Source organism: uncultured Pseudomonas sp., from assembly GCF_913774235.1.
Lineage (GTDB): Bacteria > Pseudomonadota > Gammaproteobacteria > Pseudomonadales > Pseudomonadaceae > Chryseomonas.
In genome coordinates this window covers 127,902-142,863 of the sequence record NZ_CAJYDW010000002.1, presented here as the reverse complement: position 1 = coordinate 142,863, position 14,962 = coordinate 127,902, and the positions used below count along the sequence as shown (strand labels likewise).

Here is a 14,962-nt window from a genome sequence, read left to right as displayed (position 1 = left end):
TGGGGAGCAGGACCATCCAGCAGGCCTTCACGAGCGGCGGCCCAGCGCGGCGCGCATCTTGGCCAGCTCGGCGGTGACGGTTTCGGGCTTGGCCGGGGTGGAGACCTCGGCGGGCAGCGCCTTGGGGATCTCACGCAGCGGCTGGCCGGCGGCGACCATGCGGCAGGCGATCACGTAGTTGCGCTCGAACAGCTTCCGGCCCGCATCCTCGTTGAGGCGGAACAGGTTGCTGAGGCCAGACTCCACGGCGGCGTGGTGCACGGCCGGATGGCTCCAGCGGGCGCCCTGCCCTACGGCCGGATGCGAGTTGCGTGCAGCCTCCTGGAAGGCTTTCTCGGCCGGCGGCAGGCCCAGCTGCTCGGCCGTGGGCTGGCACCACTCGACGAACCGGCCCACGCTGGGCGCGAAGTCCTGGCCGCTGGCCCGGCAGGTCATCAGGCCGAAGCGGATCTGCTCCAGCGAGTGGATGCCGGCGGCCATCAGGCCCTTGATCCAGGAGCGCTTGGCGCGCTTCAGGGCTTCGTCGTCCGGCCAGGCCTGGCGCCAGGCGGGGAAGATGGACTTCAGCTCGACGAACAGCGCGTTCACGACCTGGGCGGTACCCTCGTCGATGCTGGCCGGCGTCTGCTGGACTGCCGGGCGAGCCTGGCTGAAGTTCACGTGCTTGACGATGTCGGTAGCGTTTCGCATCACAGTCCACCCTCGTTGAGGTCATTGGCCCAGCTGGTGTCGTCGTCGTTCGGGCCGGCGCCTGGACCCTGTTGACGCTTCAGGCGGTTCACCAGCCAATCGGATTTCAGGCCACGCCATCCGGCGGCCATGGCTTCGGCCAGCGCCTGATCGGCGGTGATGCCGTGCGGCGCCAGCTTGGCCAGCTCGACCAGGGTGGTTTTCCAGATCGTGGCGTTCAGCGGGGCCTTGATCGCCTTCCGGTGGGCCAGGTAGTCCTGGGCGACGTCGGCGGCGATGGAGATTCCAGCGGTGTCGGTCAGGGCCTGCATGTCGGCCAGGCTGAAACCCTTGGCGCGGCTCCGGGGTTGATCAGGTGCGGTCTCGGGATCGTTCGAAACAGCCTCACCGGATGCGCTCGCCGCGCCCTCGCGGCCTTGCTCTTGGTTCTGTTCTTGGTTCCCTGACGTATTGGGTGCAGCCGCTGCACCCCGTTCTGTCGTGGTTTGCACCCCGTGCTGTTGTGAACTGCACCCCGTAGCGTCACCGGGTGCAGCGGCTGCACCCCGTTTCAGCTGCAGGTCATACACGTTGGTGATGCGGTCTTTCCGGCCGATGTAGGCGGCGGCGATCGCCTGGTTGCCGCGGGCGATCAGACCCATTTCTTCCAGCAGGTCCAGCTTGTACCGAACGGTCCGCTCGGACAGGCCGGTGTCTTCAGCCAGCTGCTCGGCAGAGGGGAAAGCACCACGACCGTCCTGGCCGGCGTAGTTGGCCAGGCACAGCAGCACGTGGCGGGCGGAGGCATCGCCCAGGGTGGACTTGGGCATCTGCATGGCCCAGGACATGGCTTGAACGCTCACAGCGACTCTCCGGACAGGCGCTCGGCCAGATAGGCCAGGCCCTTGGGGGTGACCAGCGGCTGAAAGGCAGCGCGCTCGGCGCCGGTCTCTTGGTCAGGCTTCAGCGCAGTGACCTTGTGCACCAGCAGGCCGGCGTTAAGGCGGGGCTGCATGGCGATCCAGCGAGTGGAGCCGTTACGGCGGTAGATCCAGCGGTTCTGGTCCATCCAGGCGAACAGCTTCGAGGGCTCGATCTGCAGCTGCTTGGCGGCGTCGGTGATGCAGATGGCGCCCTGGGCCTTGGCCAGACGGTCTATGGCAGCCACCTTCGGCGCCTGACGATCCACCACCAGGCGGAGCTGGGCGTTCTCGTCGAGGGTGTCGGCGGCCAGGCGAAGGGCTTCGGCCATGGTCTGCGGAATTTGCTTTTCGTGACATGTCACGCTGGCGTCGTATGCGCGGATGACCTGCAGGTGGAAGCGCGGGCTGATCCACATGGCGTAGGCATAGACCAGCTCCTTCGCGACGTAGGTGCCGCCGAATCGGCCTTCCAGGGTTACTACCGGGATTCCGGTAGTTGCCAGCTCGGCGATCAGCTCCTTGGTCTGGGCGTTCGCCAGCCAGTAGCTGGGGCCCTGGCGCTTGATGCCGCCAGCAGCGCGGTGCAGATCGTTCAAGCTGTAACGGCCGGCAGCGTCCTGGCGAATCGCCTGGCCTGCCAGTTCCAGCGGTTGATCGACGGTCTTCATTTGGTTCATACTGAGCCTCGTTGACGACGTATCCCTGGCCTCACCAGGGGGATAAAGGAGCCCGGTTGCCGCCGGGCTTTTTTGTGCCTGCTATCCGCGTACTGGACGGAATAACAGCTATCGCGCATGACTGCTGGCGCAAGGCCACGACGCGGATAATGGGTTCCATGGTCAGGCGGCCCGGCCCGGAGAGGTCTCAGCCAACAGGACGTTGGCGGCCACCCGACCTTCCGATGCACCAGCCAGTACCGACGCATAGCGGGTCTCGCCCGTGTAATCAGTGCGGGGCAGGCTTCCGGCCTTCAGCCACTTGTAAACAGCCCGAGGACTGACGCCGCAAAGCGCGGCCGCTTTCTCGACACCACCTGCGGCATCAACCGCCTCTCTGAGCAAGCTCATGGCTTCTCCTGCGACTTAAATTTGTACCCGGAGTACATATTAAGATGGAACTGAAAGTACAGGCAAGCCGTGAGATTATTGAACTCATGGTTCATTCATCGGATTTACGATCAGGCTTCGCTCAACGCCTGAAGAAGGCGATCTCGGCTGCTGGCTGGCAGGACTGGGGCGCAGGCGCTCGCCTGGCGAAAGCCACCGGCGTCACAGCGAAGGCGGCCAGCAAATGGCTCAACGGCGAAGCGGTACCTGGCTCGGAGAAGCTGCTGAAGCTCGCCGACGAGCTGGGCGTGCGCCGCGAGTGGTTGGAGTATGGTGAGGGCCTGCAGCGCCACAGCATTGCCGCGGCAGACTCACGCGAAGCGCCGAACACCGAGGCGGCGCCGGCCAACCGCGGCAACATCCCGCTGATCAGTTGGGTGCAAGCCGGATCGTTCCATGAGGCAGTAGAGGCCTACGCACCTGGCATGGCCGAGAAATACCTACCCTGCCCCGTTCCCCACAGCGACTGGACGTTCGCCCTGCGCGTGCGCGGGGACTCGATGTTCAACCCCCACGGCGGCAAGTCATTCAGCGAAGGCGACATCATCTACTGCGACCCCGAGGTCGAGGCGATCAATCGCAGCTTCGTGGTGGTGAAGATGGTCGACGAGCAGGAGGCGACCTTCAAGCAGCTGGTGGTCGAGGGCTCCTTCCGATACCTGAAGGCGCTGAACCCCTCATGGCCGGAGCCCTTCGTCCGGATCGACAGTGAGGCTGTGATCCTGGGCGTGGTGATAGCAAAACTAGAGCAATTTTGAATACTGCTTAGGGGTAGCATAGCTCTACGAACTAGAGTCCTGAAAGTCAGCAGATATCTTTAAATGAAACCTATTTATCAGGCGAATGGTAATGACTGATGAAACTCAAGCGCTAGATGGCCTTGATGATGAAATTCGCAAGCTCACCTACGATGATTTTGTTGAATTTCTGAACACTGCGGGTGCTACTGCATGCGAAGCATGTGGTGCGGACGAGTGGGGAATAAGCATGGAGGAAGGCAGCGACTCTCTCCTATCAATAGGCCAAATTGTCTCAGTGCGTAAACCCTCAAGCTCTGTCTGGCTGCTGCATACAACGTGCCAGAGATGCGGCAACATGAGAATTTTCAACGCAAATCGCATTACCAAGTGGGTGCTCAATGGAAAGCCCGAGATTCAGCAGGACGCGCAATAGCTCATCAACTGGCGCAAGAAGCAGGCAACAGGCATACTATCCGGAGCATTCGCCGCACTCTTCAAGCTTTGAATCCCTCAGCAGCGTAGATCACTCCAATATGAGCGAAAACACCAGTGTATGGCATCGCTTCGCGAATAGTCCGTTCGCAACAGCTGCAACTGCTGCTGTGATCGTTCTGGGTGGTGCTTGGGTAATGTATAGCGATGTGAATAGCTCTATCGAGAAAGTCAGGCTGGAGATAAAGCAGGACCTGAAAAGTCAGCGCGACGACTCCGCACGATATGCCGAAAGATCGGAGGACAAAGCTGAAGGACGCCTTATCAGGGTGGAGAAGGACTTCGACAAACTTGAAACTCGATTTAATAACCTCGATGCGAAACTCGACCGAATCTTTGAAGCAGTCAAGTCGAAGTAGCCTTGTTTAGCTCCATCGACACCGGGTGCTTGTATATTAGATATCACTCGCGCAGCTGGCCGCGCTGCAGGCGGTTCATCTCCGCCTTCACCATGTTGCCGTACTGCGCGGGCTCCATGCCGGCAAGCTCCAGGTCGGCCCAGGCGCGCCAGCCCTTCCCCTTATCACCGAGCTACAAGAATGAACCATGAACTTTGGCAGGAACCTGAAGGTTGCCAGACCTTCTGTCTCGCAGGAGCTCATGGGGATGGTGCGCGTGCGCTCCTGCATCCGGACGCAAAGCTTGTGTGGGAGGTTGAAGCTGAGTGTTATTTCGAGGCGATGACCAAATACTACGAGTACATGCAGTGGGGTGAATACGTCACTGACTTTCCTGAACAGGACATGATCCCCTACAGGCATCTTGGCTGGGAATAATCAGCCACAGCGAGCCTGAAAGTCGTCTCCTGATCTGATGCGGGCGTCATGATACGCCCGTGGTCTCCTGGCGGCCTGTGCGCCCGACGCGCTGTAGCAAATACGAAATATCGCCTTGCGGCTCCCGCCTCGCTACACTACTGTATATTTGAACAGTATCACAGCAAGGAGCCATCCCGATGCCGCGCACCGTTTCCACCGCCGAACAGCCCCTCCCGCCAGTGGACGCCTACACGCTGCTATCCCAGCGTGTCATGCGAGCCATCAACGCCCCGGCCGCGCAGAAAGACAAGGCCGCGCTGCTGGAGCGCTACCCAGGCGATGATCCTAAAGCCTGGGACCGGGTACTGGACGAGATCGGCGAGAACGACAATGTGACGATCGCGCATCGCGATGATGGCCATGTCCAGGTGTTCTGGACGGTACCGAAAGAAGAATGACCTGCTGTCAAAAGAAGCCCGCCGCCGAGCGGGCTTTTTCATGCCCTGAGAAAAATCTGTACTTTTGGTACTTGACCGATATTGAACCTATGGTACATATTTACTCCATCGCAGGTCACAACCTGCCGGCAGCGAAAGCCGCCCTGCTCTTTCAACAATTCGGGATCCCCGCGAGCCGATCCGCCACCAGGCGTACAGCGCGGGCTACAAGTTTCGGCTCCCATGCCAGCTCTGGTACTGGCCTCGGCAATACACCCTGCCGAGCGAAGCCACGCAAGCCAGCCGCACACCACCCAGAGAGTGGAGACCGGCCAGAGGGAAGACCCCGGCGATACGCGTGGTGGAGAGCAAGACGCGCCCAGCCCACCGTGGCCTAAAACGGAGGACAGCAACACCGATTCGAATTAGCGCGCCTAGCCTCGGCGAAGGGCGCGCCGGACCTCTCGTCGTGTGCCTACACCACATCGGGCACCGGGGCTGTACGCGGCGAGTTGTATGGCCCGATGACCATGGCGAAACGAACACGATGCCCACGGCGCCATGACCAGGGAAGCCCCACGCCAACCTACAGAAGGCTTTAGCTGCAGGCATCGGCAGCGAGCCATATCGAACTGATGAGTATGCGGTCGCGCAAGAGCCCAGCAGGTGCGCGCGACAAACACAACGCATCACTGGCTGGCCTTCCCACGAGGGCCAGACGGGATGCCACCCGAACAGGAGGCCGCCATGGCCGACGAGCTGACGCCGCGACAGCGGCAGGTGCTGGAGGCGGTGCAGTCCTTCATCCAGCAGCACGAGATGCCGCCCACCCGCGCCGAGCTGGCCCAGGCCATGGGCATGTCATCGCACAACGGCGCCCAGGAGCACCTGGCGGCGCTGGAAAAGAAAGGATTTCTGAAGCTGCTGCCGGGTATCTCCCGCGGCATTCGCCTGGTGAGGACACCGCCATGAGCCTGACCTATGCAGCCTGGCTTCGCAGCGAGATTGAAGCCTGCTCTGACCCATACGTTCTCCACACCGTAATGCTGCCGCATGCCGAGGTCATGGCCGCCCTGTACCGGCGCGAGATGCAGCACGCAGACAGCCCCGGCCTTCGCCTCTACTTCCAGCGCACCCTGGCAGGCTTCGAAGAGCTCATCCAGCAGTACCAGCAGCACGCCACCGCGGCGTAGGGACAACCACCATGATCGTAGTTGGGCAATGGCAAGGACGCCTGGGCATGGGCCTGGCTCCCCGAGAACTGGAATGCGTGATGGGCCTGGCCAGCGGCCTGACCCACAAGCAAATCGCGCGCGACATGGCCATCGCGCCGATGACCGTCACCAAACGCGTGTCGAGCGCGATGTTCAAGCTCGGCGTGGCCAGGGCGCCGCAGCTGGTCGCCGAAGCGATGCGCCGCCAGATCATCAGCCCGCTCTGCATGATGCTGGCCGCCCTGGTGGTTGCCCATGCCTTCCTCGACGAAGACCCAATGCGCCGCGACCGCCGAGCCCCTGAGCGACGCACCGCCCAGGTACGGATGATGCGCCGCGCTGAATCCCCGGAGATCTACGCATGACCAAATAGGATTGCCGATGTGGTGTGTCGACCTTGAGTCCGGTGGCTCTGCCTCGCACTCCATGCTGCGGTCCTCAGGCGGATATCTGCGAGGATTACAAAATCGCGCTGATAGCATGCGAGCCCCACTACAGAGGAATGCCCAGTGGACTACCTGAATGCACGACTGATAAGCGGAAAAACTGTGCTGCAGGCAATACAAGAGCAGAACGAGAAAAGCGGCGAAGGCTGGAAGCTCGTAGCAGAAACAGATGATGCAGATGCCATGGTATCGCTACCGGCTGCAGAGTTTTACGAAAAGATGGAGTTGCGACGCAAGGGCTTCGCAATGATCGAGGAGCAGCGAGTCGCCTTCCTAGAAATGATCGAAGAGCTACATGGCTTTCCCGCCCAGTGACTTTGCTGCCCCGCCCAGTCGGGCAAGCATTTCAATCTAGCAGCTGAATCTAACCCCGACCTGGCGGGCCGACCCGGCGGATACCCAGGAGCGCCAGCCGGCGGAGCGCACATCACCGGCAGCCTGGCATCGGTTCACCAGCATCTGCCTCCGCCGAGGGCCAGGCCGTATTCCCCACGTCACGGGGACTTCATCGGAGAGGGGTTGGGGCGCGCCCGAGTGGGCTGCAGCGCTTGGAAGAGCAAAGACCACCAATCACCTGGGCCGTCCTGTACGGCCAATACCAGAATCGAGCGGGTGGACGTAAGTAGGGGTAACGCCCTGATGTCCCGACCCCTCTCCGATGCAGAAGACCGGACGTCGCGCCAGCTGGCAAGCGCCAACAGGAGCTGGCACTGCATCACCGCCGGCCACGGTTCAACCCTGAAGCCGGCCCCTTTTCGCCAGGTCGCACTCGGTCGCTCCCCCCCAGCGGCGCAGCCTGGCCCTTTTCTTCCCCTTCCCCATCGAGGCCTTCGCCATGAGCGCACAGGTTCTGCTTCACCCTGCAGTTGTGGATCGCGGTGTCGTTTCCATCATCCAGCTGGAGCTGGGTCGTCGAGTGGTGGAAGTTGGCCGCCACCGGCTCCTGGTCCCCTGCCGTAGCCTGGCCAAGCATGGCGATGCCTTGGCGAAGTGGCAGGCGGCTCGCGGCCTGGTCGACAACCTGCTGCGCACTGAAGGGGAGCTCACCGCATGATCCCCGACTTCCAGCACGACATCCGGGCGCGAGAGCCGCAGCGCGCCAGTCTGGGCCAGGCCGTTGAGCAGTACCTGGCCGCCGGCGGCAGCATCGCCACCCTTCCCTACCTGGCTCCGGCCGAGCTGACCCGCCCCGCCGAGTTCAACAGCAGCGCGCCCCGGGTGCGGGGTATTGCTGCTGAGTCCCGATCCAAGAAGCGCGCAGCCGATCAGCACGCTGCCACCTTCGCCGACCTGCTGCAGACGCTGGAGGCTCCCGATGGGCAAGCGCAAGCCGAACAACACCCGCGCTCGGCATGAGCGCGCCAGCCGCGCCCTGCTGCGCACCAACCACGTCGGGGTGATCAACATCGACCCGCACGGTGGCAAGGGCCTGATCCACATGCAGCGCGCGAAGAAGATCGTCTGCGGCAGCGCCCTGGTGACGGCGATCAACGATATCCCTCACCCGTGGACGATCTACCTCAGCGCCTTCTGCATCGATCAACGGGGCAAGCGGTACATCAAGTCAGTTGAAATCGCGACGCCGGGCATCCACATGGCCGGGCAGCTGACCGACGTCATAGCGCACCACTACCGCGGCCTGATGGACACCTGCAACAAGCGCCACATCGTCGGCAGCGCCTGGATAGCCAACCCCTGCGGCGTCTCCCTCAGCGATGAGCAGGCGGCGCATATCTACGACGTCACCGGAGCCTGGGCTCACGTTGAGGAGCCACAATACAGCTTAATAGATAAGTTCATGGATAATTCTCCACCCGTAGAGGTGGAAGCTCATAGTCTGAAATCTTTATAACCAGAAACAGCAACGAACTTAGACCATGCATGCTTAATTATTAAAGCTTGCTGTTCCATATGCGCATATACAGCAACAGGCTCCGAAGACGGCTCCCGCATATAACCTCCTACAACTCTATTTATAGTTTCCATACCTCCAACAATAGTGACGAACTGAGTTACCAGTAAAGGACTGCCAAGCTCATGAGCAGGTACTTTTGTAATACTTTGCAGCGACGCTGAGAAAGACGGGCCCATATGGAGATTCCAGCTTATTTGGAAAGCCCAGTCTTCCGGTGTCTTGGATACAAAAGAGCCTGCACTAGACGCCCACTCTGCTGCGTTATGTATCACCGCATACATTGCCTGCTGTCTTTCTACTTTATCTTTCTCGCTCTGCGATTGACTCTTCTGCATCTGCCAGTTTGCTACAGCTCCCGCGCCAATTATCGCACCGATGGATCCTACCGCCTGGACCCATGATGCCGCTTCAGCTCCAGAAACCCATCCAAGGGAGTTAGTCCTAATAACTATCCAGGACAAGGGTCCTAGTATTAGCGCCACCCACAACAAGCGCAGTGCGAAAGGAACACTCTTGGCCAACTCTTCCCTGATCTTCACGAATAGCTCCCCACACCATACTCAGCTCGATGATGGCTGTGTTTTCGCCCGAGCTTACTCAAAAAACTAGCAATTGAGAAATAAACATGTCCATCTTCCAGAGGCGGCCTTCGCTCGACTTCAAAACGCAGTACGGACTGGGATTCAGCAGCCAGGACGACGAGATCATCGTAGACTTCTTCTGCGGTGGCGGCGGCGCCGGTACCGGCCTGGAGATGGGCCTGGGGCGCCCGGTGGCCACGGCCAAGAACCACAGCGCCGCGGCGATCAGCATGCACACCGCCAACCACCCCACCGCACGGCACTTCACCACCGACGTTTTTGAGGGCGACCCCGATGCGGAGTGCGCGGGCCGCCCGGTCGGCTGGTTCCACATGAGCCCCGACTGCACCCACCACAGCCAGGCCGCCGGCGGCCAGCCGCGGAAGCGCGAGAATGGCAAGTCGGCCGGGCCTGCGACTACGGCGCGCCCACGAGCCGGGAGCGCCTATTCATGATCGCCCGCTGCGATGGCCAGCCCATCGTCTGGCCGGCGCCGACGCACGCCAAGACCCCGGCCAAGGGCCAGAAGAAGTGGCGGAGCGCGGCCGAGTGCATCGACTGGTCGATCCCCTGCCCCTCGATCTTCGAGCGTAAGAAGCCGCTGGCCGCTGCCACGCTGCGCCGGGTGGCCAAGGGCATGCGGAAATTCGTGCTCGACGCTGCTGACCCGTTCATCGTGCCGATCGCCAACTGGTCGCGGGAGGCGGCGCTTTCGGCGGCCGACCCGCTGCACACCGTCACCGCCTGGCCGCGGGGTGGTTCGTTCGCGGTAGCCAGTCCTACGCTGGTCGGCCTTGGCGGCCCAGCCTATGCCGGAAAGCCTGCCGATGCCGGCGCGCCACTGGGCAGCATCCTGACCGAGAACCACCGGGCCATCGTGGCTCCGACCCTGGTGTCGGTCGGCTACGGCGAGCGGGACGGCCAGGAGCCTCGGGTGCCCGGCCTGGACAAGCCGCTGGGCACGGTCATGGCGGGCGGTATCAAGCACGCGGTGGCGGCCGCCCACCTGGTGAAATTCCGCTTCGACTCAGCCGGCGCTGCAGCCGACGAGCCGATGCCGACCATCACCAGCGGCGGCAACTGCCAACGCCCGGCCGGCGCGGCCCATGCTATGGGCGTCTGCACTGCCTTCCTGGAACAGGCAAATGGCGGCTTCAATACCACGCCAGCGCACAGCGTAGAGCGGCCGATGACCACCGTGACCAACTCGGGCAGCCAGCAGCGCCTGGCGGTGGCCACCCTCGCCCACCTCCGCGGCAACTGCGATGCCCGGGCACCGCAGGATCCCCTGCACACCATCAGCGCGGCGGGCCAGCACCATGGCGCGGTCACCGCCTTCCTGTCCCGCCAGTTCGGCGCCTCCATCGGCCAGGGCCTGGACGAGCCCGCGCCCACCGTCACCGCGGGCGGCGGTGGCAAGACCTCGGTGGTCGAGCTGCAGCTGGCGCCCGAGGTCGAAGCCGGCGCCCTGCGCGTGGCGGCCTTCCTAATGAGCTATTACGGCACCGACAACACCAGCCGGCCGGACGAGCCATCCCCCACGGTAACCACCAAGGACCGCCTCGCGCTGGTCACCGTAACCATCCAGGGAACACCCTACGTGGTGGTGGACATCGGCCTGCGCATGCTGCAGCCGCGCGAGCTGTACCGCGCCCAGGGCTTCCCGGACGACTACCAGATCGACCGCGGCGCCGACGGCAAGGCCTTCACCAAGAGCCAGCAGGTGCACATGTGCGGGAACAGCGTCAGCCCTCCTCACATGGCAGCGATTGCCCGGGCCAATGATCCATGGCGCGCCGCGGCGATGGCGCCAAGCAAGACGGTAGCTGCGTGACACCGATGCTTGCCAGCGCCAGATCAACGGATCATCTCCGCCGGGGGGATAAATGGGTCAGTGCTTACGACTTTTGCCCAGACCGAAGGCACCACCGCCTATGGTGAAAACACTTCGACCCTTCTTTTTCTTCTTAGGCCCTTCAAAAAGGAGTTTCAGACGTCGGGCACGGGCTGCCCCTTTGAGATCGCATACGCGCTTGCCGGCCGGACCCAAGCATTTAGGAGCGTGCTTCCTTAGCGCTTTCTCGGTGAAGAGCTCGCCGCAATAGCGGCACTTTTGATCCTTCGGCAATCCCTGTCCATCGCTGTGCAATGTCATCGCGCTTTCCTTTTCCGCCGTCTAGCTAACCGATCGATAGGCACTTTAAACACGCCGCGGTCGGTGGCGCAAAACCATTCCTATCATCCCGAACAGCTGGCCGCCGGCCGGCGCGAAGAGGTATTGCCCATGGAAAGCGAAATCCTTTCCGATGAAGAGCTGGCCGAGATTACCGGCTACAAGGCCAGAGGTTGGCAACGCCGCTGGCTCGATGATCACCGCTGGCACTACGTCGAGAGCCGCGGCAAGCGTCCCCTGGTGGGGCGCCTCTATGCCCGGCAGAAGCTCGGCATCCTGGCGGAGCCCGGAGCCTTACAACCCCCTCCACTACCGGCCCAGGCCTGGACCCCGGACCTCTCCCGAGTGAAATAAGATGCGCCCTAGAAGTAAGGAGAATCGCGACCTGCCGCCGGGCGTCTACCGGCGCAAGCGGGCCAGGAAGAACGGAAAGGTCTGGGTGGCCTACTACTATCGCGATGCTGCCGGAAAGGAGATACCGCTGGGAGGCGACTTGGACGTCGCCAGGATGCGGTGGGCGGAGCTGGAAGCGAAGGAGAAGCCGCAGGACCTACGGGTGATGCGCTCCATCTTCGATCGGTACGTCCGTGACGTGATCCCCAAGAAGGCGCCCCGCACCCAGCGGGACAACCTCGCCGAGCTGCGGCAGCTGCGGCCTGTCTTCGACGAAGCACCTATCGACTCCATCACCCCGGCAACCATCGCACAGTACCGAGATGCCCGGACGGCGAAGGTGCGAGCCAACCGCGAGATTGCCACGCTATCCCACGTCTTCAACATGGCGCGGGAATGGGGGCTGACGGTCCGGGAGAACCCATGCCAGGGCGTCAGGAAGAACCGGGAGGCACCCAGGGACTACTATGCTAATGACGCGGTGTGGGCTGCTGTCTATCAGAAGGCCACGCCGGAACTGAAGGACGCCATGGACCTCGCCTACCTCACCGGCCAGCGCCCGGCCGACGTGCTGTCCATGCGCTGGGACGACGTCGAGGGTGAGTTCCTGACCGTGCAACAGGGCAAGACCAGCAAGCGCTTGCGCATCCTGCTGCAGGCCAATGGAGCGGACAACAGCCTGGGCGCGCTGCTGCGAATGTTCGAAGCCCGCTACCCTGTCCGGGTCAGCCCGTTCCTGATCGTTACCGGCCGTGGGCGCCGCCTCACGACATCCATGCTGCGGATCCGCTGGGATGCGGCCAGGGAGCTGGCGAAGATCGCCGCGATAGAAGCGGGCGATGCGCAGCTGGCGCTCCGGATCGGCCAGTTCCAGTTCCGCGACATCCGCCCAAAAGCGGCGTCCGAGATCCTCGATCCCAAGGAGGCGAGCAAGCTGCTCGGCCACACTGAGGAGGACATTACCGAGCGCGTTTATCGACGCCTGGGCGCCATTGCGAGCCCAACCAAATAGGCGGAGTTTCGGAACTGTTCCGAAATAGTTTCGGAACTCCACCTATTTTACCTGCCGGACGGCCCTTGAAATTCGACCCTGCAGACAGCAAAAAGCCCCGTAAAGACGGGGCCTCGAAGGTGGCGGAAGCGCAGAGATTCGAACTCTGGGACCCTTGCGAGTCGGCGGTTTTCAAGACCGCTGCCTTAAACCACTCGGCCACACTTCCGTAAGAGGGGCGCATAGTACCTGATGGCAACACACTGTCAAACAGTCGCAAGCGATCCTTAAGCAACATTTGCTATCTTCGGGGTCGTACGGTACATCACACCGTTAACTGAGCTTTGGAGTACACCATGAACGAGCGTCAATACGCCTACAACCCTGCCATCGCGCAACCGCGGGACGTCAGCCGTGTATTGCGCAACACCTACGCCCTGCTGGCCATGACCCTGGCGTTCAGCGGCCTGGTCGCCTTCGTCTCGCAGCAGATGCGGCTACCCTACCCCAACATCTTCGTGGTCCTGATCGGCTTCTATGGCCTGTTCTTCCTGACCGTGAAGACGCGGGACAGCGGCTGGGGTCTGGTCAGCACCTTCGCCCTCACCGGCTTCATGGGCTACACCCTGGGTCCGATCCTGAACATGTATCTGGGCTTGCCTAACGGTGGCAGCGTGATCGCTTCCGCCGCAGGCATGACCGCCCTGGCCTTCTTCGGTCTGTCGGCCTACGCCCTGATCAGCCGCAAGGACATGAGCTTCCTCAGCGGCTTCCTGATGGCGGGCTTCTGGATCCTGCTGGGTGCCGTGGTGCTGTCGTTCTTCGTCCAGATCAGCGGTCTGCAACTGGCCATCAGCGCGGGCTTCGTGCTGTTCGCCGCCGCGGCGATCCTGTTCCAGACCAGCGCCATCGTGCACGGTGGTGAAGACAACTACATCATGGCTACCATCACCCTGTACGTCTCGATCTACAATATGTTCATCAGCTTGCTGCAGATCTTCGGATTCGCCAGCAACAACGATTGATCATCAGCGGTAGCCCGAGAGGCCCGCTTCGGCGGGCCTTTTTATATCCATGAAATTTGCCATCGTTGTCCTTTCCCCACCCCAGTCGCCCTCGGCGCGGCGGGCCCTGCGCTTTTGCGAGGCCCTGCTGGCCGGGGGGCATGAAGTCTCGCGCCTCTTCCTCTATCGCGACGGCGTCCATAACGCCTCCCACGCGCTCGTCAGTGGCCAGGACGAGTTGGACCTGCCCGCGCGCTGGCGTGAGTTGATCGAGCGCCACCGGATCGATGCCGTGGTCTGTATCGCCGCCGCCCTCAAGCGCGGGCTGCTGGACGAAAACGAAGCCCGCCGCTACGAGCGTGACGGCGCGATCAGTGTGCGCGCGCCCTGGCAGCTATCGGGCCTCGGCCAGTTGCATGAAGCCATTCAGGATGCGGACCGCCTGCTCTGCTTCGGAGGCGATTGAGATGGCCAAGAGTACCCTCGTCATCACCCGGCAGCCGGCGCTTGGCGGCTCGGGCCCGCGCGAAGCCCTGGACATCGTCCTTGCCGGTGGCGCCTTCGAATTGCCCCTGGCCTTGCTGTTCACCGGTCCGGGCGTGACCCAGCTGCTGGCCGTCGACAGCACCGCCCTTGAACAAAAGGACCTGAGCGCCAATTTATCCGCCCTGCCATTGTTCGGCGTCGAAGCCATCTATGCGGAGGCCGCGGCCCTGCAGCGCCTGGGTATCACGCCCGAGCAACTGCCTGCCTGGGTGACGCCGCTGGCACCCGATGCCCTGGCGGCGTTGATCCATGACCATGATCAGGTGATTTCCATTTGACCACTCTGCACCTGTTTTCCCGCTCGCCTTTGACGGACCCCGCTGCCCTGGAAGGTCTCGCGGTGGTGCGTGGCGAGGACGTCGTCCTGCTCACCGGTGGCGCCGTCGAGGCACTGCGGCCAGGCAGCTTCGCCGCCGAACACCTGGCCCAGTTGCCCGCCAGCGTCGCCCTCTATGCCCTAACGGAAGACGTCCAGGCGCGGCGGCTGCAGCCGGAACGTGACGTGATCCTGATCGACTATCCCTCGTTCGTCGACCTGAGCGTGACCTGCGCCAAGGTCATCAGTTGGACCTGA

At 62.5% G+C, this 14,962-nt stretch carries 23 protein-coding genes, 1 tRNA gene and 1 pseudogene; 19 read left to right on the top strand and 6 right to left on the bottom strand.

What is annotated here, in order from left to right:
• Window positions 1–27: 27 nt before the first annotated feature.
• The 4 genes from QZ471_RS01175 to QZ471_RS01160 all read right to left on the bottom strand — a co-directional run bounded on the left by QZ471_RS01175 (window position 28) and on the right by QZ471_RS01160 (window position 2,659).
• Window positions 28–690 carry a replication protein P gene (locus QZ471_RS01175; RefSeq protein WP_295460478.1) on the bottom strand — a complete coding sequence of 221 codons (663 nt, stop codon included), beginning with the start codon at window positions 688–690 and terminating at the stop codon, window positions 28–30.
• Window positions 690–1,532 carry a helix-turn-helix domain-containing protein gene (locus QZ471_RS01170; protein ID WP_295460477.1) on the bottom strand — a complete coding sequence of 281 codons (843 nt, stop codon included), beginning with the start codon at window positions 1,530–1,532 and terminating at the stop codon, window positions 690–692. The genes QZ471_RS01175 and QZ471_RS01170 overlap by 1 nt, the downstream gene beginning before the upstream one ends.
• The gene (locus tag QZ471_RS01165) at window positions 1,529–2,269 is read right to left on the bottom strand and encodes a phage antirepressor KilAC domain-containing protein (RefSeq protein WP_295460476.1); all 741 of its coding nucleotides are present in this window, start codon (window positions 2,267–2,269) and stop codon (window positions 1,529–1,531) included. The genes QZ471_RS01170 and QZ471_RS01165 overlap by 4 nt, the downstream gene beginning before the upstream one ends.
• Window positions 2,270–2,431: 162 nt before the next feature.
• Complete coding sequence (locus QZ471_RS01160; RefSeq protein WP_295460475.1) at window positions 2,432–2,659, bottom strand: carph-isopro domain-containing protein; 228 nt, start codon at window positions 2,657–2,659, stop codon at window positions 2,432–2,434.
• 44 nt (window positions 2,660–2,703) lie between these two features.
• Between QZ471_RS01160 and QZ471_RS01155 the strand changes: the two genes are divergently transcribed.
• From QZ471_RS01155 to QZ471_RS01100, 12 genes are all read left to right on the top strand, one after another.
• Window positions 2,704–3,456 carry a S24 family peptidase gene (locus QZ471_RS01155; protein WP_295460474.1) on the top strand — a complete coding sequence of 251 codons (753 nt, stop codon included), beginning with the start codon at window positions 2,704–2,706 and terminating at the stop codon, window positions 3,454–3,456.
• A gap of 91 nt (window positions 3,457–3,547) precedes the next feature.
• Window positions 3,548–3,871 (top strand): hypothetical protein, encoded by a 324-nt coding sequence (locus tag QZ471_RS01150; protein ID WP_295460473.1) that lies wholly within the window; start codon window positions 3,548–3,550, stop codon window positions 3,869–3,871.
• Window positions 3,872–3,971: 100 nt separating this feature from the next.
• Complete coding sequence (locus QZ471_RS01145) at window positions 3,972–4,289, top strand: hypothetical protein (RefSeq protein ID WP_295460472.1); 318 nt, start codon at window positions 3,972–3,974, stop codon at window positions 4,287–4,289.
• Between the two features lie 180 nt (window positions 4,290–4,469).
• Window positions 4,470–4,706, top strand: a complete 237-nt coding sequence (locus tag QZ471_RS01140) for a hypothetical protein (protein ID WP_295460471.1) — start codon at window positions 4,470–4,472, stop codon at window positions 4,704–4,706.
• Between the two features lie 179 nt (window positions 4,707–4,885).
• Complete coding sequence (locus QZ471_RS01135; protein WP_295460470.1) at window positions 4,886–5,146, top strand: DUF1654 domain-containing protein; 261 nt, start codon at window positions 4,886–4,888, stop codon at window positions 5,144–5,146.
• Between the two features lie 726 nt (window positions 5,147–5,872).
• A complete protein-coding gene (locus tag QZ471_RS01130) occupies window positions 5,873–6,097 on the top strand; it encodes a hypothetical protein (RefSeq protein ID WP_295460469.1) in 225 nt (74 codons plus the stop codon).
• Window positions 6,094–6,318, top strand: a complete 225-nt coding sequence (locus QZ471_RS01125) for a hypothetical protein (RefSeq protein WP_295460468.1) — start codon at window positions 6,094–6,096, stop codon at window positions 6,316–6,318. The genes QZ471_RS01130 and QZ471_RS01125 overlap by 4 nt, the downstream gene beginning before the upstream one ends.
• Before the next feature lie 47 nt (window positions 6,319–6,365).
• Window positions 6,366–6,704: a helix-turn-helix transcriptional regulator gene (locus tag QZ471_RS01120; protein ID WP_295460466.1), complete on the top strand. Its 339-nt coding sequence runs from the start codon at window positions 6,366–6,368 to the stop codon at window positions 6,702–6,704.
• Between the two features lie 144 nt (window positions 6,705–6,848).
• Window positions 6,849–7,100, top strand: coding sequence for a hypothetical protein (locus QZ471_RS01115; RefSeq protein ID WP_295460465.1), 252 nt, complete (start codon window positions 6,849–6,851; stop codon window positions 7,098–7,100).
• Between the two features lie 520 nt (window positions 7,101–7,620).
• The gene (locus QZ471_RS01110; protein ID WP_295460464.1) at window positions 7,621–7,839 is read left to right on the top strand and encodes a hypothetical protein; all 219 of its coding nucleotides are present in this window, start codon (window positions 7,621–7,623) and stop codon (window positions 7,837–7,839) included.
• On the top strand, window positions 7,836–8,141 hold the full coding sequence (locus QZ471_RS01105) for a hypothetical protein (protein ID WP_295460463.1): 306 nt from the start codon (window positions 7,836–7,838) through the stop codon (window positions 8,139–8,141). Before QZ471_RS01110 ends, QZ471_RS01105 begins: the two co-directional genes overlap by 4 nt.
• Window positions 8,101–8,637 carry a hypothetical protein gene (locus QZ471_RS01100; RefSeq protein ID WP_295460462.1) on the top strand — a complete coding sequence of 179 codons (537 nt, stop codon included), beginning with the start codon at window positions 8,101–8,103 and terminating at the stop codon, window positions 8,635–8,637. Before QZ471_RS01105 ends, QZ471_RS01100 begins: the two co-directional genes overlap by 41 nt.
• Here QZ471_RS01100 and QZ471_RS01095 read toward each other — a convergent pair.
• Complete coding sequence (locus QZ471_RS01095; RefSeq protein WP_295460460.1) at window positions 8,616–9,239, bottom strand: hypothetical protein; 624 nt, start codon at window positions 9,237–9,239, stop codon at window positions 8,616–8,618. The genes QZ471_RS01100 and QZ471_RS01095 overlap by 22 nt on opposite strands.
• Before the next feature lie 86 nt (window positions 9,240–9,325).
• Between QZ471_RS01095 and QZ471_RS01090 the strand changes: the two are divergent.
• From QZ471_RS01090 to QZ471_RS01080, 3 genes and pseudogenes are all read left to right on the top strand, one after another.
• Window positions 9,326–11,115: pseudogene (locus QZ471_RS01090) on the top strand (DNA cytosine methyltransferase).
• A gap of 450 nt (window positions 11,116–11,565) precedes the next feature.
• Window positions 11,566–11,808 (top strand): DUF4224 domain-containing protein, encoded by a 243-nt coding sequence (locus QZ471_RS01085; RefSeq protein ID WP_295460459.1) that lies wholly within the window; start codon window positions 11,566–11,568, stop codon window positions 11,806–11,808.
• A 1-nt stretch (window position 11,809) separates the two neighbouring features.
• Window positions 11,810–12,859 carry a tyrosine-type recombinase/integrase gene (locus tag QZ471_RS01080; protein ID WP_295460458.1) on the top strand — a complete coding sequence of 350 codons (1,050 nt, stop codon included), beginning with the start codon at window positions 11,810–11,812 and terminating at the stop codon, window positions 12,857–12,859.
• Window positions 12,860–12,979: 120 nt separating this feature from the next.
• Here the strand turns inward: QZ471_RS01080 and QZ471_RS01075 are convergent.
• A tRNA-Ser gene (locus QZ471_RS01075) sits at window positions 12,980–13,067 on the bottom strand.
• Between the two features lie 127 nt (window positions 13,068–13,194).
• On the opposite strand from QZ471_RS01075, the gene QZ471_RS01070 reads away from it, so the two are divergent.
• Genes QZ471_RS01070 through tusB form a run of 4 tightly spaced genes read left to right on the top strand, consistent with a single transcriptional unit; the run spans window position 13,195 to window position 14,962 of the window.
• Window positions 13,195–13,863 (top strand): Bax inhibitor-1/YccA family protein, encoded by a 669-nt coding sequence (locus tag QZ471_RS01070; protein WP_007162313.1) that lies wholly within the window; start codon window positions 13,195–13,197, stop codon window positions 13,861–13,863.
• A 49-nt stretch (window positions 13,864–13,912) separates the two neighbouring features.
• Window positions 13,913–14,308, top strand: a complete 396-nt coding sequence (tusD, locus tag QZ471_RS01065; protein WP_295460457.1) for a sulfurtransferase complex subunit TusD — start codon at window positions 13,913–13,915, stop codon at window positions 14,306–14,308.
• Window position 14,309: 1 nt separating this feature from the next.
• Entirely contained in the window at window positions 14,310–14,666 is a 357-nt protein-coding gene (gene tusC, locus QZ471_RS01060; RefSeq protein WP_295460455.1) for a sulfurtransferase complex subunit TusC, read from the top strand.
• Window positions 14,663–14,962 (top strand): sulfurtransferase complex subunit TusB, encoded by a 300-nt coding sequence (gene tusB / locus QZ471_RS01055; RefSeq protein ID WP_295460454.1) that lies wholly within the window; start codon window positions 14,663–14,665, stop codon window positions 14,960–14,962. Before tusC ends, tusB begins: the two co-directional genes overlap by 4 nt.